General features: G+C 64.8%; 21 protein-coding genes. 17 read left to right on the forward strand and 4 right to left on the reverse strand.

What is annotated here, in order from left to right:
* Nucleotides 1–7 precede the first annotated feature (7 nt).
* The 8 genes from sucD to lpdA all read left to right on the forward strand — a co-directional run bounded on the left by sucD (nucleotide 8) and on the right by lpdA (nucleotide 9,649).
* Nucleotides 8–910: a succinate--CoA ligase subunit alpha gene (gene sucD, locus F3H96_RS08985; protein ID WP_149791595.1), complete on the forward strand. Its 903-nt coding sequence runs from the start codon at nucleotides 8–10 to the stop codon at nucleotides 908–910.
* A gap of 132 nt (nucleotides 911–1,042) precedes the next feature.
* The gene (locus tag F3H96_RS08990; protein WP_149791596.1) at nucleotides 1,043–4,030 is read left to right on the forward strand and encodes a 2-oxoglutarate dehydrogenase E1 component; all 2,988 of its coding nucleotides are present in this window, start codon (nucleotides 1,043–1,045) and stop codon (nucleotides 4,028–4,030) included.
* A gap of 67 nt (nucleotides 4,031–4,097) precedes the next feature.
* On the forward strand, nucleotides 4,098–5,375 hold the full coding sequence (gene odhB / locus F3H96_RS08995) for a 2-oxoglutarate dehydrogenase complex dihydrolipoyllysine-residue succinyltransferase (RefSeq protein WP_149791597.1): 1,278 nt from the start codon (nucleotides 4,098–4,100) through the stop codon (nucleotides 5,373–5,375).
* Between the two features lie 16 nt (nucleotides 5,376–5,391).
* Nucleotides 5,392–6,117: a DUF4241 domain-containing protein gene (locus F3H96_RS09000; protein WP_149791598.1), complete on the forward strand. Its 726-nt coding sequence runs from the start codon at nucleotides 5,392–5,394 to the stop codon at nucleotides 6,115–6,117.
* Nucleotides 6,118–6,223: 106 nt separating this feature from the next.
* Entirely contained in the window at nucleotides 6,224–6,955 is a 732-nt protein-coding gene (locus F3H96_RS09005; protein WP_149791915.1) for a DUF4241 domain-containing protein, read from the forward strand.
* The gene (locus F3H96_RS09010; protein ID WP_149791599.1) at nucleotides 6,955–7,467 is read left to right on the forward strand and encodes a hypothetical protein; all 513 of its coding nucleotides are present in this window, start codon (nucleotides 6,955–6,957) and stop codon (nucleotides 7,465–7,467) included. The genes F3H96_RS09005 and F3H96_RS09010 overlap by 1 nt, the downstream gene beginning before the upstream one ends.
* Entirely contained in the window at nucleotides 7,464–8,219 is a 756-nt protein-coding gene (locus tag F3H96_RS09015; RefSeq protein WP_149791600.1) for an SDR family oxidoreductase, read from the forward strand. Before F3H96_RS09010 ends, F3H96_RS09015 begins: the two co-directional genes overlap by 4 nt.
* 23 nt (nucleotides 8,220–8,242) lie before the next feature.
* Nucleotides 8,243–9,649 (forward strand): dihydrolipoyl dehydrogenase, encoded by a 1,407-nt coding sequence (gene lpdA / locus F3H96_RS09020; protein ID WP_149791601.1) that lies wholly within the window; start codon nucleotides 8,243–8,245, stop codon nucleotides 9,647–9,649.
* A 732-nt stretch (nucleotides 9,650–10,381) separates the two neighbouring features.
* Here lpdA and F3H96_RS09030 read toward each other — a convergent pair.
* Complete coding sequence (locus F3H96_RS09030) at nucleotides 10,382–11,446, reverse strand: TraB/GumN family protein (protein ID WP_149791602.1); 1,065 nt, start codon at nucleotides 11,444–11,446, stop codon at nucleotides 10,382–10,384.
* Nucleotides 11,447–11,589: 143 nt separating this feature from the next.
* Nucleotides 11,590–12,528 (reverse strand): tyrosine recombinase XerC, encoded by a 939-nt coding sequence (locus F3H96_RS09035; protein WP_149791603.1) that lies wholly within the window; start codon nucleotides 12,526–12,528, stop codon nucleotides 11,590–11,592.
* Between the two features lie 114 nt (nucleotides 12,529–12,642).
* Here F3H96_RS09035 and rimM point away from each other — a divergent pair, with 114 nt between their 5' ends.
* Nucleotides 12,643–13,239 (forward strand): ribosome maturation factor RimM, encoded by a 597-nt coding sequence (rimM, locus tag F3H96_RS09040; RefSeq protein ID WP_149791604.1) that lies wholly within the window; start codon nucleotides 12,643–12,645, stop codon nucleotides 13,237–13,239.
* On the forward strand, nucleotides 13,236–13,931 hold the full coding sequence (gene trmD / locus F3H96_RS09045; RefSeq protein WP_149791605.1) for a tRNA (guanosine(37)-N1)-methyltransferase TrmD: 696 nt from the start codon (nucleotides 13,236–13,238) through the stop codon (nucleotides 13,929–13,931). The genes rimM and trmD overlap by 4 nt, the downstream gene beginning before the upstream one ends.
* Before the next feature lie 85 nt (nucleotides 13,932–14,016).
* Here trmD and F3H96_RS09050 read toward each other — a convergent pair whose 3' ends face one another.
* On the reverse strand, nucleotides 14,017–14,769 hold the full coding sequence (locus F3H96_RS09050) for a sulfite exporter TauE/SafE family protein (protein ID WP_149791606.1): 753 nt from the start codon (nucleotides 14,767–14,769) through the stop codon (nucleotides 14,017–14,019).
* Nucleotides 14,770–15,140: 371 nt separating this feature from the next.
* Between F3H96_RS09050 and rplS the strand changes: the two genes are divergently transcribed.
* From rplS to leuC, 7 genes are all read left to right on the forward strand, one after another.
* On the forward strand, nucleotides 15,141–15,659 hold the full coding sequence (gene rplS / locus F3H96_RS09055) for a 50S ribosomal protein L19 (RefSeq protein ID WP_149791607.1): 519 nt from the start codon (nucleotides 15,141–15,143) through the stop codon (nucleotides 15,657–15,659).
* Nucleotides 15,660–16,141: 482 nt separating this feature from the next.
* Nucleotides 16,142–16,561, forward strand: a complete 420-nt coding sequence (locus F3H96_RS09060) for an organic hydroperoxide resistance protein (protein WP_149791608.1) — start codon at nucleotides 16,142–16,144, stop codon at nucleotides 16,559–16,561.
* Nucleotides 16,558–17,058, forward strand: coding sequence for a MarR family transcriptional regulator (locus F3H96_RS09065; protein ID WP_149791609.1), 501 nt, complete (start codon nucleotides 16,558–16,560; stop codon nucleotides 17,056–17,058). Before F3H96_RS09060 ends, F3H96_RS09065 begins: the two co-directional genes overlap by 4 nt.
* A 171-nt stretch (nucleotides 17,059–17,229) precedes the next feature.
* Complete coding sequence (locus tag F3H96_RS09070) at nucleotides 17,230–18,027, forward strand: transporter substrate-binding domain-containing protein (RefSeq protein ID WP_149791610.1); 798 nt, start codon at nucleotides 17,230–17,232, stop codon at nucleotides 18,025–18,027.
* 272 nt (nucleotides 18,028–18,299) lie between these two features.
* Entirely contained in the window at nucleotides 18,300–19,109 is an 810-nt protein-coding gene (locus F3H96_RS09080) for an amino acid ABC transporter permease (RefSeq protein WP_149791612.1), read from the forward strand.
* Nucleotides 19,110–19,167: 58 nt separating this feature from the next.
* Nucleotides 19,168–19,818: a class I SAM-dependent methyltransferase gene (locus tag F3H96_RS09085; RefSeq protein WP_149791613.1), complete on the forward strand. Its 651-nt coding sequence runs from the start codon at nucleotides 19,168–19,170 to the stop codon at nucleotides 19,816–19,818.
* Between the two features lie 274 nt (nucleotides 19,819–20,092).
* Nucleotides 20,093–21,502 carry a 3-isopropylmalate dehydratase large subunit gene (gene leuC, locus F3H96_RS09095; RefSeq protein WP_149791614.1) on the forward strand — a complete coding sequence of 470 codons (1,410 nt, stop codon included), beginning with the start codon at nucleotides 20,093–20,095 and terminating at the stop codon, nucleotides 21,500–21,502.
* A 62-nt stretch (nucleotides 21,503–21,564) separates the two neighbouring features.
* On the opposite strand, the gene F3H96_RS09100 is transcribed toward leuC, so the two are convergent.
* A complete protein-coding gene (locus F3H96_RS09100; protein ID WP_149791615.1) occupies nucleotides 21,565–21,873 on the reverse strand; it encodes a hypothetical protein in 309 nt (102 codons plus the stop codon).
* Nucleotides 21,874–22,052: the final 179 nt, after the last annotated feature.

Here is a 22,052-nt window from a genome sequence, read left to right on the forward strand (position 1 = left end):
GGCCGCGATGTCCATTCTCATCGACAAGAATACCAAGGTGCTGGTTCAGGGTTTGACCGGCAAGACCGGCACGTTCCACACCGAGCAGGCGCTGGCCTATCACGGCACCAAGATGGTGGGCGGCATCCATCCCAAGAAGGGCGGCGAGACCTGGACCGGTTCGAAGGGCGAGACCCTGCCGATCTTCGCCACCGTCGCCGAGGGCAAGGAAAAGACCGGCGCCAACGCCTCCGTCATCTATGTGCCGCCGGCGGGCGCCGGCGAGGCCATCATCGAGGCGATCGAGGCCGAGATCCCGCTGATCGTCTGCATCACCGAAGGCATCCCGGTGATGGACATGGTCAGGGTCAAGGCGCGGCTCGACCGCTCCACCTCGCGGCTGATCGGACCGAACTGCCCGGGCGTGCTGACGCCGGACGAATGCAAGATCGGCATCATGCCTGGCAACATCTTCCGCAAGGGCTCGGTCGGCGTTGTTTCGCGCTCGGGAACACTTACCTATGAGGCAGTCTTCCAGACCACCAATGTCGGGCTCGGCCAGACCACGGCGGTCGGCATCGGCGGCGACCCGGTCAAGGGCACCGAGTTCATCGACGTGCTGGAAATGTTCCTTGCCGACGACGAGACCAAGTCGATCATCATGATCGGCGAGATCGGCGGCTCGGCCGAGGAGGACGCCGCGCAGTTCCTCAAGGACGAGGCCAAGCGCGGCCGCAAGAAACCGATGGCGGGCTTCATCGCCGGGCGCACCGCGCCGGCCGGCCGCACCATGGGTCATGCGGGCGCGGTGATCTCGGGCGGCAAGGGCGGCGCGGAAGACAAGATCGCGGCGATGGAATCGGCCGGAATCAAGGTTTCGCCGTCGCCGGCGCGGCTGGGCACGACGCTGGTCGAGGCGATCAAGGGTTAAGCGAATAGTGAGTAGCGAATAGCGAATAGGGAAAACAGAGTAACGACGCGGCTCCAGGGAAATCCCCTACTCGCTATTCGCTACTCACTATTCGCTCCAAGAAGGAGACGGAGCCAGGCTCCGCAGACGAAAATGGCAAGACAAGATCAGGCCAACGACCAATTCTCGCTCACCTCATTCCTCTACGGCGGCAATGCCGATTACATCGACGCGCTCTACGCGGCGTATGAAGACGATCCGGCTTCCGTTGATCCGGAGTGGCAGGATTTCTTCGCCGCGCTGAAGGATGACGCGGGCGACGTGCGCAAGAACGCCAAGGGCGCTTCCTGGGCGAAGCCTTCCTGGCCGCTCACCGCCAATGGTGAGCTGGTGTCGGCGATCGACGGCAATTGGGGCCTGGTCGAAAAGGCGATCGAAAAGAAGGTCAAGGAAAAGGCGGTCGTCAACGGTGCCGTGCTTTCCGACGCCGACGTGCACCAGGCGACGCGCGATTCCGTGCGCGCCATCATGATGATCCGCGCCTACCGCATGCGCGGCCACCTGCACGCCAATCTCGATCCGCTCGGCATCGCCAAGCCGCTGGAGGACTATAACGAGTTGTCGCCGGAGAATTACGGCTTCACTGAAGCCGACTACGACCGGCCGATCTTCCTCGACAATGTGCTCGGCCTCGAATTCGGCACCATCCGGCAGATGCTGGACATCCTCACCCGCACCTATTGCTCGACGCTCGGCGTCGAGTTCATGCACATCTCCGACCCGGAGGAGAAGGCCTGGATCCAGGCGCGCATCGAAGGCGCCGACAAGGAGATCACCTTCACCGCCACCGGCAAGAAGGCGATCCTGTCGAAGCTGATCGAGGCCGAGGGTTTCGAGCAATATATCGACGTCAAATACAAGGGCACCAAGCGCTTCGGCCTCGACGGCGGCGAATCGCTGATCCCGGCGCTGGAGCAGATCGTCAAGCGCGGCGGCCAGCTCGGGCTGAAGGAAATCGTGCTCGGCATGGCGCATCGCGGCCGCCTCAACGTGCTTTCCCAGGTGATGGCCAAGCCCCACCGCGCCATCTTCCACGAATTCAAGGGCGGCTCCGCGGCGCCCGACGAGGTCGAAGGCTCGGGCGACGTCAAGTACCATCTCGGCGCTTCGTCGGACCGGGAGTTCGACGGCAACAAAGTGCATCTGTCGCTGACCGCTAACCCCTCGCATCTTGAAATCGTCGACCCTGTGGTGATGGGCAAGGCACGCGCCAAGCAGGACCAGCTTTCCGGCCGCGAGCGCGGCGAGGTGGTGCCGCTGTCGGAGCGCGCCAAGGTGATGCCGCTGCTCTTGCACGGCGACGCCGCCTTCGCCGGCCAGGGCGTGATCGCCGAGATCCTCGGCTTGTCCGGCCTGCGCGGCCACCGCGTCGCCGGCACGCTGCACGTCATCATCAACAACCAGATCGGTTTCACCACCAATCCGCGCTTCTCGCGCTCCTCGCCCTATCCGTCGGATGTGGCCAAGATGATCGAGGCGCCGATCTTCCACGTCAACGGCGACGACCCGGAAGCGGTGGTGCATGCGGCGAAGGTCGCGACCGAGTTCCGCATGAAGTTCCACAAGCCGGTGGTTGTGGACATGTTCTGCTATCGCCGCTTCGGCCACAACGAGGGCGACGAGCCGGCCTTCACGCAGCCGATCATGTATCGCAACATCCGCACCCACAAGACGGTGGTGCAGGTCTACGCCGATCGGCTGATTGCCGAGGGCCACATCACCCAGGCCGAGGTCGACAAGATGCGGGCCGACTGGCGCGCGCATCTGGAAGCCGAGTGGGAAGTCGGCCAGTCCTACAGGCCGAACAAGGCCGACTGGCTGGACGGCGCGTGGTCGGGCCTGCGCACCGCCGACAACCAGGACGAACAGCGGCGCGGCAAGACCGCGGTTCCGGTGCGCACGCTGAAGGAAATCGGCAAGAAGCTCACCGAAGTGCCGAAGGATTTCGAGGCGCACAAGACCATCCTGCGCTTTCTCGAAAACCGGCGCCAGGCGATCGAATCGGGCGAAGGCATCGACTGGTCGACGGCGGAGGCGCTGGCCTTCGGCGCCATCCTGCTCGACGGCAACCCGATCCGGCTTTCCGGCCAGGATTCGGAACGCGGCACCTTCTCGCAGCGCCATTCGGTGCTCTACGACCAGCGCGACGAGACCCGCTACATCCCGCTCAACAACCTGTCGGCTGCGCAAGCCGGCTACGAAGTCATCAACTCGATGCTGTCGGAAGAGGCGGTGCTGGGCTTCGAATATGGCTACAGCCTGGCCGAGCCCAAGGCGCTGACGCTCTGGGAAGCGCAGTTCGGCGACTTCGCCAACGGCGCCCAGGTGGTGTTCGACCAGTTCATCTCCAGCGGCGAGCGCAAGTGGCTGAGAATGTCGGGCCTCGTCTGCCTGCTGCCGCATGGTTATGAAGGCCAGGGACCGGAGCATTCGTCGGCGCGGCTGGAGCGGTTCCTGCAGCTGTGCGCCGAGGACAACATGCAGGTCGCCAACGTAACTACGCCGGCTAACTATTTCCACATCCTGCGCCGGCAGTTGAAGCGCGACTTCCGCAAGCCGCTGATCCTGATGACGCCGAAATCGCTGCTGCGCCACAAGCGGGCGGTGTCGATGCTTTCGGAGATGGCGGGCGAAAGCTCGTTCCACCGCCTGTTGTGGGACGACGCGCAACTCCTCGCCAACCAGCCGATCAAGCTGGTGAAGGATTCCAAGATCCGCCGCGTCGTGCTGTGCTCGGGCAAGGTCTATTACGACCTCTACGAAGAGCGCGAGAAGCGCGGCATCAACGACATCTACCTCTTGCGCGTCGAACAGCTCTACCCGTTCCCGGCCAAGGCGCTGATCACCGAACTGTCACGCTTCCGCAATGCCGAGATGGTGTGGTGCCAGGAGGAGCCCAAGAACATGGGCGCCTGGTCGTTCATCGATCCCTATCTCGAATGGGTTCTGGCGCATATCGACGCTAAGCATCAGCGGGTGCGCTATACTGGCCGGCCGGCCTCCGCCTCGCCGGCGACCGGGTTGATGTCGAAGCATCTCAGCCAGCTCGCCGCGTTGCTCGACGACGCTCTCGGCGAATAAGCGCGCCGGGCGAATGAAACAGGCCGGACGAAACAGACCTTAGAAGAGAAGAGAACGGACAGGCACAATGGCTACCGAAATCCGCGTCCCCACTCTCGGCGAATCCGTCACCGAGGCGACCGTCGGCAAATGGTTCAAGAAGGTCGGCGACACGATCGCCGCCGACGAGCCGCTGGTCGAGCTCGAAACCGACAAGGTGACGGTGGAAGTGCCCGCCGCGGGCGCCGGGACGCTCTCCGAGATCGCCGTCAAGGAAGGCGAGACGGTCAATGTCGGCGCGCTGCTCGGCTCGATTTCGGCGGGCGGCGGCGCCGCTCCGGCCACGAAGCCGCAGGCAGTGGCGCAGGCCTCCAGTCCGGAGGCCGCGTCCACGGTCAAGCAGGCCGCGGCGGAAACCGCCAAAGTCGCGGGCGGCGGTCTCCCGATCGAGCCGCGCAGCATGCCGCCGGCGCCGGCGGCAGCGAAGCTGATCGCCGAGAGCAATCTCGCCGTCGACCAGCTGTCGGGCTCCGGCAAGCGCGGGCAAGTGCTGAAGAGCGATGTGCTCGACGCCATCGCCAGGGGCGCCCCGTCGCAGCCGGCCGAGCCGCCGAAGGCCGCTCCGGCGCCGGTCGCGGCCCGCGCGCCGTCCCCGGCCGGGGATGCGCCGCGCGAGGAACGCGTGCGCATGACCAAGCTGCGCCAGACCATCGCGCGCCGGCTAAAGGAGGCGCAGTCGACCGCAGCCATGCTCACCACCTTCAACGAGGTGGATATGAGCGCGGTGATGGCGCTGCGAGCCAAGTACAAGGACGTGTTCGAGAAGAAGCATGGCGTGAAGCTCGGCTTCATGGGTTTCTTCACCAAGGCGGTGACGCATGCGCTGAAGGAAATACCGGCGGTCAATGCCGAGATCGACGGCACCGACATCATCTACAAGAACTTCGCCCATGTCGGCGTCGCCGTCGGCACCGACAAGGGCCTGGTGGTGCCGGTGGTGCGCGATGCCGACCAGATGTCGATCGCCGAGATCGAGAAGGAGATCGGCCGGCTGGGCGTTGCCGCGCGCGACGGCAAGCTCTCGGTTGCGGATATGCAGGGCGGCACCTTCACCATCTCCAACGGCGGCGTCTATGGCTCGCTGATGTCGACGCCGATCCTGAATGCGCCGCAGTCCGGCATCCTCGGCATGCACAAGATTCAGGAGCGGCCGGTGGTGGTCGGCGGCCAGATCGTGATCAGGCCGATGATGTATCTGGCGCTCAGCTACGACCATCGCATCGTCGACGGCAAGGAGGCGGTGACCTTCCTGGTGCGCGTCAAGGAAAGCCTGGAGGATCCCGAGCGGCTGGTGCTCGACCTGTGATCGGAGCCGATCCGCAATGAGCGGCTGGCTGGAACGGTTCGGGTTTGCGCTGGGTCGCGCGCTTCGGACTTTTCGGCCGACTGCCTCGGCCGTTGCTGCTTCGCAGGTGCAATCGATTGGGCCGGTCCCGTTGCCCGAAAGCAGCAACCTTGGCGTCTTCGCTCTCAGCGATACGGAAATGGCCGAACGGCAGATCAGTGCTATCACGATCGGTGAGCTTGAGTTGCCCACCGGCGAAATCGTAGCCTGCGATCCACTGATCACCGGTTTGGGGCGGCCTCCCTTTAGCCGCAAGGTAAAGCCGGGGCGCTACCCGGTCATACTGCTTCAGGTGCGGAGTAGGGTTGCCGTGGCGGCATTGCGATTCGGCTCTGGCTTGCCGGTGCGGTGGGAATTGGCCACCTTTGCTCGCGATCGCTCATCCGCCTATGAGTTTGAATTTATCGTTGATGATGCGGTTGCGTCGTTTATGGACAAATCGTTCCTGACGCTAATGTCGGACCAAGAGGAGCTTGACGATTATCTAGCTGACGTTGCGTGTTCTCTCGACAGGTTTGGCATGGATAGTCCGATAGAGGGGAATCCGATCAATGTCGCCATGTTCGACACCGGCTATGGCGACGGCGCGTATCGGTCCTTCTGGGGACTGGACGCGGCCGGCGAACCGCTGCTGCTGATGACGGACTTCGAAGTGCTCGAGAACGCCGACGGACGCCAAGGCAACCAGGTCACCGATGGCTAACAAAATAGCGCCCACGATCGGACCTGTGGCCGCCTTGCTGGCCTCGACAATTACCGAGGGTTGGCTGGAACGGTTCGGGTTCGCGCTCAGCCAGACGGTGCGCGGCATGCGGCGGACTTTCCGGCACACCATCGTGATGCTTGGCCTCTCCGCCGCCATCCCCTCATTGTCAGTCGCAGCCGACTGGGACCCGGCGAAGGCCAGCAGCAATTTCGGCATCTTCGCGCTCAGCGACGCGCAATTGGCGGAGCGGAAAATCACCGTCACGCCCATCGGCCAGCTCGAACTGCCGACGGGCGAGATCATCGCCTGCGATCCGCTGATCACGACCGACGACTGGCCGGCGCTGGCCCGCAAGGTGAAGCCGGGGCGATATCCGGTCGCGCTGTTCGAGGCGCAGGGCCGCGTGGCCGCCGCGTTCCTTCGCTTCCGTTCCGGCGTGCCGGTGCGCTGGGAGCTCGCGACCTTGCCCGGCCAGGACGTCTCGACGCTGAATGGCGACGAGATCTTCGGCTATCCCGTGGATGCCGGCCTCGGCTCGTTCATGGACAAGGCGGCGATAGCCTTGATGACGGCCGCGCAGGACAAGCTCAAACCCGACCAGAACTATTATGACGATGTGCTGGCGGCCGAGTTCGCGCCGAGCCAGGACCGGTTCGTCATGCACCATCCGGCCGCCGGCAATCCGGTCAACATCGCGATGTTCTGGAGCGGCTGGGGCGATGGGTTCTACCCATCCTTCTGGGGGTTGGACGCGGCGGGCGAGCCGGTGGTCCTGATGACCGATTTCGGTGTGCTCGAAAACGCCGACGGCCGCGAGGGCGACCAGGCCAAGTGATGACAATAGCCGCCTCGCCCATGATCGGATTTATGGCCGGGTCGCTGGCTCTCACAGCGGCGATTTCCCCCGCCCAGGCCGCCTGCCCGATCCAGCTCGCCGTCTATGGCGAGGCGCAGAGCGGCGCCGAGATCGACTTCACCCCGACCGGCACCTCGGCGACGATCACCAACACTTTCCGCATGATCCTCGACAACAATGTCGTGCTCGACGGCATCGCCATGTGGACGGAAGGCAGCGCCGGGCGTCCGCACGGCTCTTTGATGTACAAATGCCCGACCGGCGACGTCACCGGCGAGGAGCTTGCAGCCTGCACGGTCTGGGAAGGCGTCATCTACAGCGCCGATGACAAGGGCGGCATCGGGTTGCTGCCGGCCGAGGGCGCCGACGCGCCGAAGAACCTGATCTTTCCCGATCTCGGGCCCTCGCTCGAAATGTCGGCCGCTTACGGTCCCGCCGGCTTTTCGAAAGTGCCGTGGGACATCTTCGTGCTGAAAGGCTGCCAGGAGTGAGCGCGGACAAGAAAACGCTGCTGGTCACCGGCGGCAGCCGCGGCATCGGCGCCGCCATCTGCCGGCAGGCGAGCCAGGCCGGCTACCGCGTGGCGGTCAATTATGTCTCCAACCGGGCCGCCGCGGACGCGCTGGTCGCAGAGCTCAAAGCCGGCGGCGGCGAGGCCTTCGCGGTCAAGGGCGACGTCGGCAGCGAGGCCGATGTGATTGCGATGTTCGAGGCGGTGGACCGGGCGTTCGGCCGGCTCGATGCCTTCGTCAACAATGCCGGCATCGTCGACGTCAAGGCGCGGGTCGATGAGATGAGCGCCGGGCGGGTCGAGCGCATGATGCGCATCAACCTCGTCGGCTCCTTCCTCTGCGCGCGCGAAGCGGTCAAGCGCATGTCGACACGGCATGGCGGCAAGGGCGGCGCCATCGTCAACCTGTCCTCGGCGGCGGCGAGGCTCGGCTCGCCCGGCGAATATGTCGATTACGCCGCCTCGAAGGGGGCGATCGACACCATGACCATCGGGCTGGCGCGCGAAGTGGTGCTGGAAGGCATTCGCGTCAACGCGGTCAGCCCCGGCATCACCGACACTGAAATCCACGCCTCCGGCGGCCAGCCCGACCGGGTGGCGCGGTTGCAGGATTTGCTGCCGATGAAACGCGCAGGCACGGCCGATGAGGTCGCGAGCGCGGTTCTCTATCTTCTGTCGGACGCGGCCTCCTATGTAACGGGCGCGATCCTGAATGTGAGCGGCGGCCGCTGAGGCCGGATAAGAAGGATTCCACTATGGCTTATGACGTCGTTATCATCGGATCGGGACCGGGCGGGTATGTCTGCGCCATCAAGGCGGCGCAGCTCGGCCTGAAGACGGCGGTGGTCGAGAAGAACGCCACCTTCGGCGGCACCTGCCTCAACATCGGCTGCATCCCGTCCAAGGCGCTGCTGCACGCCTCCGAGATGTTCGCCGAGGCCGGCCATGCCTTCGATACGCTGGGCGTCGAGGTCGGCGCGCCGAAGCTCAATCTGAAGAAGATGTTGGCGCACAAGGACGCGACGGTCGCGTCCAACGTCAACGGCGTCGCCTTCCTGTTCAAGAAGAACAAGATCGATTCCTTCCGCGGCACCGGCAAGGTGATTTCCGCGGCCAAGGTGTCGGTGACCGGCGAGGACGGCAAGGTCGAGGAGCTCGAGACCAAGAACATCGTCATCGCCACCGGCTCGGACGTCGCCGGCATTCCGGGCGTCAAGGTCGAGTTCGATGAGAAGGTGATCGTGTCGTCCACCGGCGCGCTGTCGCTGGCCAAGGTGCCCGCCAGCCTCGTGGTGGTCGGCGGCGGCGTCATCGGGCTGGAACTCGGCTCGGTGTGGGCCAGGCTCGGCGCCAAGGTCACGGTGGTCGAGTTCCTCGACACCATCCTCGGCGGCATGGACGGCGAGGTGTCGAAGCAGTTCCAGCGGTTCTTGTCCAAGCAGGGTTTCGAGTTCAAGCTCGGCGCCAAGGTCACCGGGGTGGCCAAGGCCAAGAAGGGCGCCAGCGTCACCTTCGAGCCGGTCAAGGGCGGCGCCGCCGAAACCATCGAGGCGGACGTGGTGCTGGTCGCCACTGGACGACGCCCCTACGCCGACAGTCTGGGGCTGAAGGACGCCGGCGTCGAGGTCGACGAGCGCGGCCGGGTCAAGACCGACGGGCATCTCAAGACCAACGTGCCCGGCATCTATGCCATCGGCGACGTCATCGCCGGGCCGATGCTGGCGCACAAGGCCGAGGACGAGGGCGTGGCGGTGGCCGAGACGATCGCCGGCCAGGCCGGCCATGTGAACTATGACGTCATCCCGAGCGTCGTCTACACCACCCCGGAGATCGCTTCGGTCGGCAAGACCGAGGAGGAATTGAAGAAGGCCGGCATCGACTACAAGGTCGGCAAGTTCCCGTTCAGCGCCAACGGCCGCGCGCGCGCCATGCTGCACACCGACGGCTTCGTGAAGATCCTGGCCGACAAGGCCAGCGACCGCGTGCTCGGCGTCCACATCGTCGGCTTCGGCGCCGGCGAGATGATCCACGAAGCGGCGGTCCTGATGGAATTCGGCGGCTCCTCGGAAGACCTCGCCCGCACCTGCCACGCGCATCCGACGATGTCGGAAGCGGTGAAGGAAGCCGCGCTGGCGACGTTCTTCAAGCCGATCCATATTTGACCGCAGGTAGGCGCCGAACACGGCGCTTCGTCATCCTAGGGCGAAGCAAGGAGCGCAGCGACGCGCAGACCATAGGATGCATGCCGTGACGCCAAGGCGTTGCGACGATTACAGAATTTTGCACCGTTGCGCTCTATGGCAACGGTCACGGCATGGATACTCGGGTCAAGCCCGAGTATGACGAGGCGCCGGGAGCTCCTTTCGCATCACCGAAAACAAAACGGCCCGCCTTTCGGCGGGCCGTTCGTCGTTAAATTGTAGCCCGATTACTGAGCTGGCGCCGGGGCAGGTGCCGGAGCAGGCGCTGGGGCCGGAGCGGGTGCCGGAGCCGGGGCAGGCGCGGGCGCCGGAGCAGGGGCTGGAGCCGGCGCTGGTTCGGCAGGCTTCATCGCTGGTGCAGGCGCCGGGGCCGGCGTGCTGGCGGCCGGCGGCTCAGCCGGGGCCGGGGCATGCTCGCCGCCGCTTCTGCCAAAGACATAATACGCAACAATGGCCAGGATAATGACAACTAGGGCAATCAGCCACCCGCTGCCGCCACCACCGCCACTCGAGGTGGGAGGCGTGCTCGAAGGGGTGAAGGGGTCGTTAGGGTTCGCCATGAAACGTGTCCTCCGTGGATGAAAGTCCTCAAAATAACAGCCATCAACGCGCTGATCCCGCCATGGGTTTCACGCGAACGGACGGAAAGCGCTGAAAAGCCAGCGTTTTCAGGTCCGCCAGCCGCCAGACGACTCAGTTGACGGCGGTAACACTATACCCTGCCTTGCGAAAATCCTCGACCAGTCCTTCCGGACCGGGCAGATGCATGGCGCCAACGGCCATGAAGACGTTGCCTTTGGCCAATATCGGCCCGGCATGCGCCGCCATCACCTTGTTTCGGCTGGTGATCATGGTTTGCTCGAAGGCGGCATAGCCAGCCTTGTCGTCCGCCTCGTCCGGCAAGACGGCCCGAAACAGCGGCCAGAACATGCCGACCTCGCCGCGCTGGTAGAGCACGATCATCGTCTCGTTGACGTCATTCACCTTGTCGCCGAGCTTCATCGTCTCGACCAAGCTCTTCATGTGGAATTCGAGCGGCAGCGAGGCCATCGCGCGCAGCTGGTCGACGGCGGTTTCCAGCCCTTCGACGTCTTTTCCCGAAGCCTTGGCGTCCGAGGCGAGCTTGACGTCCAGCACGGGTTCGCCGGCGCTCTGGCGCGCCACCTCGCAGGCCGGCAATGCCATCATCGCCGACAGGATCCACGGCTTCATCTTGGCGACCGTCGCCGGCGGGATGCCGCGGGCATCGAGCCCCTTGTTCAGCGTCGCCGCATCCTCAGGCGACAGGAGCGACGACAGCGTGGTGTTGTCGGTGAACATCATCAGGCCGGGTTCGCTGGCCATCGCGGCCATCATCTTGGCGTTGTCGAGCGCGTCGGTGGTTTCGATAATGACGGTGCCGGCGCCGTCATAGGCTTTCCTGGCGGCGGCCGGCAGCGTGGTGACGCGCGTGTCGGTCATGTGCATGGTGCCGAACAGATAGGACGGTTTTTCACCCGGTTTCTCCAGCTTCCACAACAGGCCCTTGCCGTTGGGAACCGCCGCCGCTTCGGCCTCGACCTTCTTGAAGGCCGCGGGATCGTTCTTTTCCAGCGCGGTCAAAAGATCGGTGCCGTCGCAAGTGGGCGCTTCCGCATGCGCCCGGCCGGCGAGCAGCAGAACGACGAGGAAAGACAGGAAAAACAGCAGGTTGAGCGCTGCAAGCAGCTTCAACGAGACAAGGGCCGCGCGGTCGGCGATGGCGATGACGCGTTTCATGGGAAGCGTCTTAGCGATGAAAAGCGGCAAAACGGTTAACCGGCGAGGTGAAATTGTTTGAGGTGCGGTGCCGGGTGGAATGCCCTTGGTAGTTAGCGGAAACGCCCATCGAAGTCCGGAGGGCTCATGATGACCCAGAGGGGTTACGCCCTTGGATGCGCCCGCTCGTAGATATCGAGCAGCCTTGCGGTGTCGACGCCGGTATAGACCTGGGTGGTCGAAAGGCTGGCGTGGCCCAGCAGTTCCTGGATGGTGCGCAGGTCGCCGCCACGGCCGAGCAGATGGGTGGCGAAGGAATGCCGCAGGGCATGCGGCGTCGCCGTGTCCGGCAGGTTCAGCGCCGAGCGCAGCTTGGCCATCTCGCGCTGCACGATGGCCGGATTGAGCGGTCCGCCGCGGGCGCCGCGGAACAGCAGGCCCTTGGGATCGATATGGAAAGGGCAGAGCCGGCGATATTCGGCAACCGCCCGCCAGGCCGCGGGCAGCACCGGCACCAGCCGCGTCTTGCCGCCCTTGCCGGTGACGCGCAGCACGCTATCGGCCTCGGAGGCGAGATCGGTGCCGGTCAGACCGAGCGCTTCCGAGATGCGCAGGCCGGAGCCGTAAAGCAGGGTCAGCACAGCGGCGTTGCGCGCGGCGATCCATGGTTCTTGCGCCAGCTGGCCCTCCACCGCGACGACCTGCTTGGCGTCGCTTGCGGTCAGCGGCTTGGGCAGCGACTTTGGCTGGCGCGGGGCGCGCAGGGCTGCCGCACCCGCGGCATTGACCAGCCCTCGGCGTTCGAGAAAGCGCAGCAGCGAGCGGATGCCGGCAAGGCCGCGCCCCAGCGTGCGGGCGCCGGCGCCGGTGTTGCGGCGCGCGGCGAGAAAGCCGCGCAGGTCGGCCGGGCGCAGGTCGGCGATGTCCGAAATGCCCGGCTGTCCGCCGCAATGCCCGGTCAGGAAATGCAGGAACTGGCGCGTGTCGCGTTCATAAGCCTCGACCGTCTCCGGCGAGAGCCGGCGCTCATGCGCCAGCATCTTCAGCCACGCCTGGCGCGCCGCCTGAAGGTCGGGCTTTGCCGGGATGAGGAATTCCTGCATGGGTGTTTTCCGGTTTCAGGCATTTTCCGGCGGGCAGGTTAGGAAGCGGTGAAGAGGCGATCATTGAAATGATGGCCTCGCGGGGTTAGAGCAGGGCAAAGGAAATTGGCGGCGATGTCGAAGCTCGAAAACCCCGTACAGATGGCCGTTATCGGCGCCGCCCACGGCATCAAGGGCGAGTTGCGGGTGAAAACCTTCACTGGCGATCCGCTGGCGCTGGCCGATTACGGCCCGCTTCATACCAAGGACGGCCGCACATTCCAGATCATCGACATCAGGCCGGCGGGCAGCGTCGTCGTCGTGCGTTTCAAGGGTGTCGCCGACCGCAATGCCGCCGAGGCGCTGGCCGGCACCGAGCTTTTCGTCGACCGCTCGGTGCTGCCCGACGACGGCGAGGAGGACGAGTTCTATCACGCCGACCTGATCGGTCTCGATATCAGGGACGATACGGGCGTCATCGGCAAGGTCGTCGCGGTGCACAATTTCGGCGGCGGCGATATCCTCGATGTCACGCTTGCCGGCCGCAAGGGCGTGCTGATCCCGTTCACGCAGGCCGCGGTGCCGCATGTCTCGATCGCCGACGGTTTCATCCAGGTCAATCCGCTGGCGGCGGGACTGGTCGATGACGAGGAGAGCGAAGCGCCGAGCCGTTCCGGCTTCGACCCGAAGGGCCGGCCGCGCGGACCGAAGGATGCCGGGGGCAACCGGTGAGCTTTGCCGCTTCGGTGCTGACGCTCTATCCGGAGATGTTTCCAGGCGCGCTCGGCCTGTCGCTGGCCGGCCGCGCGCTGGAGGCCGGCACATGGTCGCTGGAGGCGATCCAGATCCGCGATTTCGCCACCGACAAGCACCGCACCGTCGACGACACGCCAGCCGGCGGCGGCGCCGGCATGGTGATGCGCGCCGACGTGCTGGCCATGGCCGTCGACCACGCCTCGCCGCCGGGCGATCCGCGCCCGCGCCTGCTGATGAGCCCGCGCGGCAAACCGCTGACGCAGGCCCGTGTTCGCGAACTGGCCGCCGGTCCTGGCGCCGTCATCCTGTGCGGACGCTTCGAAGGCGTCGACCAGCGGCTGATCGAGGCGCGCGAACTGGAGGAAGTCTCGATCGGCGATTTTATCTTGTCCGGCGGCGAGCCGGCCGCGCTGGTGCTGCTCGATGCCGTGGTTCGATTGTTGCCGGGGGTCATGGGCAACGCCGTGTCGGGCGAGGAGGAAAGTTTTGAGAGCGGGCTGCTCGAGCATCCGCACTATACGCGGCCGCAGGAGTTCGAGGGCAGGCCGATCCCGGACGTGCTCACTTCCGGCAACCACAAGAAAATCGCCGAATGGCGGCGCGCCGAGGCCGAGAAGCTGACCCGGGAACGGCGGCCGGATTTGCTGCGAGCCGCTCCGCTCCGGTAGGTCGGACGGATCATCCTTGTGCCTGGCCGACCATGATGCCAAAAACCGGTTCGCACGTTTCGCTTACGCGGTCCTGCGGTGAGGCTCAGCCCTTGGTGAAATAGTAAAAGGCGAGAAACAGGCCGACGGCGACGACGAAGCCGCGCACGACCCCTTGCGGCACGCGCTTGGCGATCCAGACGCCGGCATAGCCGCCGAGCGCGCCACCCGGCACCATGACGAGCGCCTGCGGCCAGGCGACGACGCCGCCCGTGACGAAGACCAGGATGGCGATGGCGGCGATGACCATGGCCAGCATGTTCTTCAGCGCATTGAGCTTGTGGTAGTCGCCGGCCTGCGTCAGGCCAAGCGTAGCCAGCATCATCACGCCCATGCCGGCGCCGAAGAAGCCGCCATAGACGGAAGTCAGGAACTGCGCCAGCGAACCTGTCAGGGAGCCGACCGAGGCCTGGTGCTCCGGTCCGGCCGTCGGCTTGAGCCACGGCCCGGCGGCGAAGAGCGCGGTGGCGGCGATCAGCAGCCACGGCACCAGCGCGCGGAAGGACGGGTTGGAGAGCGCGAGCAGGATGAGCGAGCCCGCCAGCGCGCCGAAGGCGGAGATGACGCAAAGCAGCAGCGCCTGGCGCCAGAAATGCCTGATGTCGTCGCGATAGGCGAGCGTCGAGGTGATGTAGCCTGGAAACTGCGTCACCGAGGAGGTGGCGTTGGCGACGATCGGCGGCACGCCGACCAGGGTCATGGCGCCGAAGGTGACGAAGGTGCCGCCGCCGGCGACGGCGTTGACCACGCCGGAGACAAAACCGGCGAGAAAGAGCAGCACGGCATCGAAAAAGGTCATTTCAGGAAGCGCCAAGGAAAAACACTTTTCCCGCTTAGAAAGCTTGCGAGACGGGCGCAACCCGGCACGGCGGCAATATGATGGTGCCATCAGCAAAACATGCCTTCAAAGCACGTTGCGCTGAAGCGCATGTCAGGCGATGCGTTTTGGCACACGCTTCTGGGGACATGCATTAGCGCGTGACAAAGCGGCAAAATAGCTGTATGTGCCCGCCCGAACCGGAAGAACGATCTTCTGGACCCGTCAACAATGGCGGTGTAGCCGTCCCTGCCCGATGTCTCCGACTGACGGCATAGCCGAGCGGTCAATGGAACTGCAAGGCGAGTTGAGGACGCTCTGACTGTCGGAAGAACAAGAAGTGGATAATTGAGATGGATCTCATCCGTCAGCTCGAGGCCGAACAGGCCGCCAAGATCGAAGCCAAGCGCAAGCTGCCCGAATTCCAGCCCGGCGACACCGTGCGCGTCCAGGTGCGCGTCACCGAAGGCACCCGCACCCGCGTCCAGGCCTATGAGGGCGTCGTCATCGCCCGCGCCGGCTCCGGCTTCCAGGAGAATTTCACCGTCCGCAAGATTTCCTACGGCGAAGGCGTCGAGCGCGTGTTCCCGGTCTACTCGCCGATGGTCGAGGGCGTCGAGATCGTGCGCCGCGGCAAGGTGCGCCGCGCCAAGCTCTATTACCTGCGCGACCGTCGCGGCAAGTCGGCCCGCATTTCGGAAAACACCGGCGTGCGCGCACGCAAGCTCAACGACGAAGAGCGCGATGCGCTGAACGCCGAGCGCGCCCGCATCGAGGCCGAGAAGGTCGCCGCCGCCCAGGCGCTGGCCGCCGAGACGGCCGCCAAGGAAGCCGCCGAGAAGAAGGCGGCCGAGACCGCTTCCGCCGAATAAGGCATTTGCGAAACAGGTTTGGAAAAGGGCGGCTTCGGCCGCCTTTTTTCGTTGTACCGCTATCGCAAGCGTTCTGAATTTGATCGAAGCCTTCGCGTTTTCGTCATTCTAGGGCGGAGCGACGCGAAGCGGAGCGAAGACCCTAGAATCCATGCCGTTACCTTCGCGAGGAATGCGGCGATAGAGAATGGAACTCCGTCGAACCTTTTAAAAGATAGGTCTGCACCGCAGTATCGCTCTTATCTCACGGAATTCATTCTAGGGTCTGCGCGTCGCTTCGCTCCTTGCTCCACCCTAGAATTACGAAGGCGATTGGTCAGCGCTTCTTCACGCCCCCTTTTTGTCCGCCGGTAGCGCTTTGATCCTCGGGGTCTGCGCCGCGTCGCTACGCTCCTTGCCCCGACCGTGGATGACGACACCGGAGTTGACATTCATTTATCTTGTACACTAAATAATCGTGTACAAATTGAATGGAGAAGACAATGTCGGCACTTTACAGCACCCAGGCTCACGTCACCGGCGGCCGCAACGGTCACGGCGAGACCAGCGACGGCCTGCTCAAGGTCGATCTGGCGATGCCGAAGGAACTCGGCGGCAAGGGCGGCGCGACCAATCCCGAGCAGCTTTTCGCCGTCGGTTACGCGGCCTGCTTCGAAAGCGCGGTGCGCTTCATCGCGCGTCAGCAGAAACTGCCGCTGCAGGACGCCTCGGTCACGTCCACGGTCAGCCTCTACCCGAACGAGCAGGGCGGCTTCAGGCTTGGTGTCGCGCTGGCGGCGCAGATCAAAGGCCTTGATCAAGCGGCCGCTGAGGCGCTTGTATCGGAAGCGCACAAGATCTGCCCCTATTCCAACGCCGTCCGGGGCAATATCGATGTGGCGCTCTCGGCAAAGGCGGCATGACGACGAAAACCGAAGCCATGGCCAAGCAAGTCCCGGCGCAAGACGCCGGGGCGATCGATGTGCCGCGCCTCGATCAGCAGCTCTGCTTCGCGCTCTATTCGGCAAGCGGGCTGATGACCAAGCTCTACCGGCCGCTGCTCGACCCGCTCGGCCTCACCTATCCGCAATATCTGGCGATGCTGGCGCTGTGGCAACGCTCGCCGAGCACGGTCGGTGAGCTCGGCGAAGCGCTGGGGCTCGATTCGGCGACGCTGACGCCGCTGATCAAGCGCATGGAAGCGGGCGGTCTCGTGACGCGCCGGCGCGATCATGCCGACGAGCGTCGGGTGCTGGTCGAGCCGACCGCCAAGGGGCAGGCGCTGCGGGCGAAGATGAAGGACGTCCAGGCAGGCCTCGCCTGCGCCATGCCATTGACGGCGAACGAGCTCAAGGCCCTGCATGGCACGCTTACCCGCCTGGTGGCCGGGTTGCGCGAGGCCACGGCTGATCAGGACTGATCGCCGACAGCCATCCTCCAAACCATCCCTGAAAGAGCATCGGATTGCGCATCGCTTGCCTGCGGCGGCGCGAACCGGCTTGCAAGGCGCCTGCGGCAGGCTAAAGTCGGCGCCGGATTTTCCCGATCGCGAAAACTTTGCAAGCGCGGTCGAGCCCTTTGGAGATTGTTCATGACCAAGTCGAAACTGCTGCTGGCCGCCGTCGTGGCCTGCCTTCTTGCGCCCGTCGCCGCGCTCGCCGACAACTTGCCCGACCTCGGCGGCAAGAAGGTCGTGGTGGTGACGGAAAACGCCTATCCGCCGCTGCAGTTCATCGACAAGAAGACCGGCAAGCAGATCGGCTGGGAATATGACGCGATGGACGAGATCGCCAAGCGGCTGAACTTCAAGGTCGAGTACCAGAACACCTCCTGGGACGCGATGATCCAGGCGGTTTCGGACAACCAGTACAACATCGGCATGACCGGCATCACCATCAAGGACGACCGCAAGCAGAAGGTCGACTTCTCCGATCCTTATATGCGCTCGGAGCAGTTCATGCTGGTGCGCGGCGACGAAAGCCGCTTCACCGATGCCAAGAGTTTTGGCGCCTTCAAGGACGGGCTGATCGGCGCCCAGCCCGGCACCACGCCCTTCTACACCGCCGTCTACAGCGTGCTCGACGGCAACGAGCAGAACCCGCGCATCAAACTGTTCGAGACGTTTGGCGCGACCGTGCAGGCGCTGAAATCGGGCGACGTCGACGTGGTGTTGACCGACGGCACCGCCGGCCAGGGCTATGTCGACGCTTCGCAAGGCAAGCTGAAGCTGATCGGCGGGCCGCTCGGCACCGAGGATTTCGGCTTCATCTTCCCGAAGGGCTCGGACCTGGTGAAGCCGGTCAACGCCGCGATCGCCTCGCTCAAGGCCGACGGCACCTTCGACAAGCTCAACAAGAAGTGGTTCCTTGATTACAAGATGGGGCAGTAGGGCTCTATTTTGGTGCGTGCGATGCGCAACGGTTACGGGCGGAGGGCCGCGAAAGCCTCATTCCTTCGCGCCCCCCTCTGTCCTGCCGGACATCTCCCCCACAAGGGGGGAGATTGGCAGCTTCGGCGCTTCACCCATCTTCGCAGCCACGGTGATTGGCGAAGGCCGGTGCGATATTCGATCTCCCCCCTTGTGGGAGAGATGCCTGGCAAGGCAGAGGGGGGCGCGAAGGAACGCTGTCTCCGTAACTATCTTGCCGGCGCTGGCGCTTGATGCCTGCACGATCAACCACCAAACCCGATTTCCCCTGGTGGCTGGCCGCCGCGGCCGTCCTCGCACTCGCTGCCGCCCTCGCCATTGCTTCCAGCGACCTCTACGGCGAAGTCTTCGCAACCGTCGCCAAGGGCATCGGCATCACCGTCTTCGTCACTGGGGTCGCCTTCGCGCTCGCTTCCGCGCTGGGGCTCGGCATCGCGCTGATGGCGCTGTCAGGCTCGCCCTGGCTGCGCCAGATCGCGCGCTTCTATGTCGAGATCATCCGCGGTGTGCCGATCCTGGTGCTTTTGTTCTGGATCGCCTTTGCCGGCGCGCCGGCCTTCGTCGCTGCCTGGAACGCGCTGACCGCTCCGCTGCAAAGCGCCGGGCTCATGGGCGAACTCCTGGTGCGCGATGTTTCGCTTTTGTGGCGCGCCGTCATGGCGCTGACCATCGGCTATTCGGCCTTCATCTCGGAGGTGTTCCGGGCCGGCATCCAGTCGGTGGAGAAAGGCCAGATCGAAGCCGCCAAGGCGCTTGGCCTGTCACGGGTGCAGCGCTTCCGGCTGATCGTGTTTCCGCAGGCGACCCGCACCATCCTGCCGCCGCTCGGCAACGATTTCGTCGCCATGGTCAAGGATTCCTCGCTGGTCTCGGTGCTCGGCGTCGCCGACATCACCCAGATGGGCAAGGTCTACGCCGCCGGCTCGTTCCGCTTCTTCGAGACCTATTCGATCGTCGCCTACATCTACCTGATCCTGACGGTCGGCCTGTCGCTGGCGCTGAGAGCGCTGGAGCAGCGGCTGCGCCGGCGGCATCGGGAATAGCCGCCGGGACAAGTCCGCGCTACGATCTCCGCGGATCGCCAGCTGCGGAGCAAGAGGAATGAATTTCGACAAAGCCAACGCGGCGCTGGATTCCGTCTACACGGCCGACACGCCGGAGGCGCTCGCCAAGGCCTATGCCGACTGGGCGGCGACCTATGACAGCGAGACCGCCTCGCTCGGCTATCTCCTGCCGTTCCTGATCACCGCCTGGGTGGCGCGGCACGTGCCGGCGGGCGAAGGCCCGCTGCTCGACGCCGGCTGCGGCACCGGCCTGTCGGGGCCGTCGCTCAAGGCGCTCGGCTACGGCGACATCGCCGGGCTCGATCTTTCCGACGACATGCTGAAGCTTGCCGGCAGCCGCCAGGCCGACAACAAGCCGGCCTATGGCGAGCTGAAGAAGGCGATGCTCGGCGGCCCGCTGCCCTGGCCCGACCGGCATTTCCGCGCCTTCTTCTCGACCGGCGTCTTCACCATCGGCCACGCGCCGGCGTCCGGCCTGCACGAACTGGTGCGCATCACCCGAAGTGGCGGCCACGCCATCTTCACCGTGCGCGACCAGGTGTTCGAGCGCGGCGGGTTCCAGGCGGTGTTCGACGAGCTGACGCAGGCGAGAAAATGGCGCTTGACCGAGCAGAGCCCATGGTTCCGCTGCTACGCGATCGGCGATCCGGAAGCGCTTGTGAAGACGTTCGTGTTCGAGGTGGTGTGAGGCGCGAGTTCCCCTTCTCCCACAAGGGGAGAAGGGGAAGTCGCGCTAATTGCCGAAAAGCCAAAACATTGCTATCTACCCCGGCATGGAAAAGCTTTTCAGCGATCCGGCCTATAAAGGTTTCGTGCTGCAGGACAGAAAGCGCCTGCCGTCGCGTTTCTCCGCGCGCGTCTGCGGCGCGCTCACCAGCCGACTTAGCTGAGCCGACTGATCGCAGTCGTCGCGCCGGACTGCCGGCGTCCTTTGCCATTCTCATATCGACGGATTTACGCACATGAGCGCACCGCGCACCCTCTACGACAAGATCTTCGACGACCACACGGTCGACCGCCAGGACGACGGCACCTGCCTGCTCTATATCGACCGGCACCTTGTCCACGAAGTCACCAGCCCGCAGGCCTTCGAAGGCCTGCGCATGAGCGGCCGCAAGGTCCGGCATCCGGAAAAGACGCTGGCCGTGGTCGACCACAACGTGCCGACCTCGCCCGAGCGCAAGTTCGGCATCAAGAACGAGGAAAGCCGCATCCAGGTCGAGGCGCTGGCCAGGAACGCCAAGGATTTCGGCATCGAATATTATTCCGAGAACGATATCCGCCAGGGCATCGTCCACATCATCGGGCCCGAGCAGGGCTTCACGCTGCCCGGCATGACCATCGTCTGCGGCGACAGCCACACCTCCACGCACGGTGCCTTTGGAGCATTGGCACATGGCATAGGCACGTCCGAGGTCGAGCATGTGCTCGCCACCCAGACGCTGATCCAGCGTAAGGCCAAGAACATGCTGGTGCGCGTCGACGGCCAGTTGCCGGAAGGCGTCACCGCCAAGGACATCATCCTCGCCATCATCGGCGAGATCGGCACCGCCGGCGGCACGGGCTATGTCATCGAATATGCCGGCGAAGCGATCCGCTCGCTGTCGATGGAAGGCCGCATGACGATCTGCAACATGTCGATCGAGGGTGGCGCCCGCGCCGGCCTGATCGCGCCGGACGAGACGACCTTCGCCTATGTCAAGGACAAGCCGCGGGCGCCGAAAGGCGCGGCATGGGATGCCGCCCTTGCCTATTGGAAGACGCTGCAGTCGGACGAAGGCGCGCATTTCGACAAGGTCGTCGTGCTCGACGCGCAAAAACTGCCGCCGATCGTCTCCTGGGGCTCCTCGCCCGAGGATGTCGTCTCGGTGCAGGGCATCGTGCCCAATCCGGAAGAGATTGCGGACGAGAACAAGCGCACCTCGAAGATCCGCGCGCTCGACTATATGGGCCTGACCCCGGGAACCAAGATCACCGACATCGAACTCGACCGCGTGTTCATCGGCTCCTGCACCAATGGCCGCATCGAGGATCTGCGCGCCGCCGCCAAGGTGGTCGAGGGCAAGAAGGTCAATCCGCGCGTCAACGCCATGATCGTGCCGGGCTCCGGCCTGGTCAAGGAGCAGGCGGAAGCCGAAGGCCTCGACAAGATCTTCGTCGCCGCCGGTTTCGACTGGCGCGAGCCGGGCTGCTCGATGTGCCTGGCCATGAACGACGACCGGCTGAAGCCGCATGAGCGCTGCGCCTCGACCTCGAACCGCAATTTCGAGGGCCGGCAGGGTTTCAAGGGCCGCACCCATCTGGTGTCGCCGGCCATGGCGGCGGCGGCCGCGATCGCCGGTCACTTCGTCGACATCCGCGACTGGAAATAGTCGCCGGCTTCAGATGAAAAGGCCCGGATCGCGGCGCGATCCGGGCCTTTTGCCTGCCGCGCTCAGCTGCGGCGAATAATCTCGTGGAATTCCTCGCGCCGGCCGGGCTCGTCGACGGCGACGACCAAGGCCAGCTTGCGCTCGTCGAAGATCTTGAACCACTCGTCCCACTCCACAAGGTCGTAACCGCCGGCGTTGATCGTACGCTCGGGGCGGTCGGTGTCCTCATAGGCGTTCTGGCCAAAAACCAGGCGCAGCATGGGTTGGGTTCCGGCCGCGGGCGACACGTCGACGATCGCCGGAAAGCCGGCGCGCGCCGCCGCCCAGGAGCGGATTTCATCGTGATCCGTCAAAGTGATCGTGTCGGCCATCAGAATTGTCTCCTGATTGGCGTCTCCTGTTTGGCCGGACAACGTCGTTCGCGCGCGCCGGTTCCGCTAGAGCGTTTCACCGTTTCACGGAAACGGCGAACCGTTCTATCTCTTTGTTTTGACGCAATTCCGGACGGAAAACCGCACACACTTTTCCTGGAATTGCTCTCGCTGATGCA

Origin of the sequence: Mesorhizobium sp. NFR06 (genome assembly GCF_900115245.1) — a bacterium.
Taxonomy (GTDB): Bacteria; Pseudomonadota; Alphaproteobacteria; order Rhizobiales; family Rhizobiaceae; genus Mesorhizobium.

Excerpts from the sequence above, each read along its gene's own strand:
- sucD (WP_149791595.1), top strand. The coding sequence starts at position 8 with ATGTCCATTCTCATCGACAAGAATACCAAGGTGCTGGTTCAGGGTTTG.
- F3H96_RS08990 (WP_149791596.1), top strand. The coding sequence starts at position 1,043 with ATGGCAAGACAAGATCAGGCCAACGACCAATTCTCGCTCACCTCATTC.
- odhB (WP_149791597.1), top strand. The coding sequence starts at position 4,098 with ATGGCTACCGAAATCCGCGTCCCCACTCTCGGCGAATCCGTCACCGAG.
- F3H96_RS09000 (WP_149791598.1), top strand. The coding sequence starts at position 5,392 with ATGAGCGGCTGGCTGGAACGGTTCGGGTTTGCGCTGGGTCGCGCGCTT.
- F3H96_RS09005 (WP_149791915.1), top strand. The coding sequence starts at position 6,224 with ATGCGGCGGACTTTCCGGCACACCATCGTGATGCTTGGCCTCTCCGCC.
- F3H96_RS09010 (WP_149791599.1), top strand. The coding sequence starts at position 6,955 with ATGACAATAGCCGCCTCGCCCATGATCGGATTTATGGCCGGGTCGCTG.
- lpdA (WP_149791601.1), top strand. The coding sequence starts at position 8,243 with ATGGCTTATGACGTCGTTATCATCGGATCGGGACCGGGCGGGTATGTC.
- F3H96_RS09030 (WP_149791602.1), bottom strand. The coding sequence starts at position 11,446 with ATGAAACGCGTCATCGCCATCGCCGACCGCGCGGCCCTTGTCTCGTTG.
- F3H96_RS09035 (WP_149791603.1), bottom strand. The coding sequence starts at position 12,528 with ATGCAGGAATTCCTCATCCCGGCAAAGCCCGACCTTCAGGCGGCGCGC.
- rimM (WP_149791604.1), top strand. The coding sequence starts at position 12,643 with ATGTCGAAGCTCGAAAACCCCGTACAGATGGCCGTTATCGGCGCCGCC.
- F3H96_RS09050 (WP_149791606.1), bottom strand. The coding sequence starts at position 14,769 with ATGACCTTTTTCGATGCCGTGCTGCTCTTTCTCGCCGGTTTTGTCTCC.
- rplS (WP_149791607.1), top strand. The coding sequence starts at position 15,141 with ATGGATCTCATCCGTCAGCTCGAGGCCGAACAGGCCGCCAAGATCGAA.
- F3H96_RS09060 (WP_149791608.1), top strand. The coding sequence starts at position 16,142 with ATGTCGGCACTTTACAGCACCCAGGCTCACGTCACCGGCGGCCGCAAC.
- F3H96_RS09065 (WP_149791609.1), top strand. The coding sequence starts at position 16,558 with ATGACGACGAAAACCGAAGCCATGGCCAAGCAAGTCCCGGCGCAAGAC.
- F3H96_RS09070 (WP_149791610.1), top strand. The coding sequence starts at position 17,230 with ATGACCAAGTCGAAACTGCTGCTGGCCGCCGTCGTGGCCTGCCTTCTT.
- F3H96_RS09080 (WP_149791612.1), top strand. The coding sequence starts at position 18,300 with ATGCCTGCACGATCAACCACCAAACCCGATTTCCCCTGGTGGCTGGCC.
- F3H96_RS09085 (WP_149791613.1), top strand. The coding sequence starts at position 19,168 with ATGAATTTCGACAAAGCCAACGCGGCGCTGGATTCCGTCTACACGGCC.
- leuC (WP_149791614.1), top strand. The coding sequence starts at position 20,093 with ATGAGCGCACCGCGCACCCTCTACGACAAGATCTTCGACGACCACACG.
- F3H96_RS09100 (WP_149791615.1), bottom strand. The coding sequence starts at position 21,873 with ATGGCCGACACGATCACTTTGACGGATCACGATGAAATCCGCTCCTGG.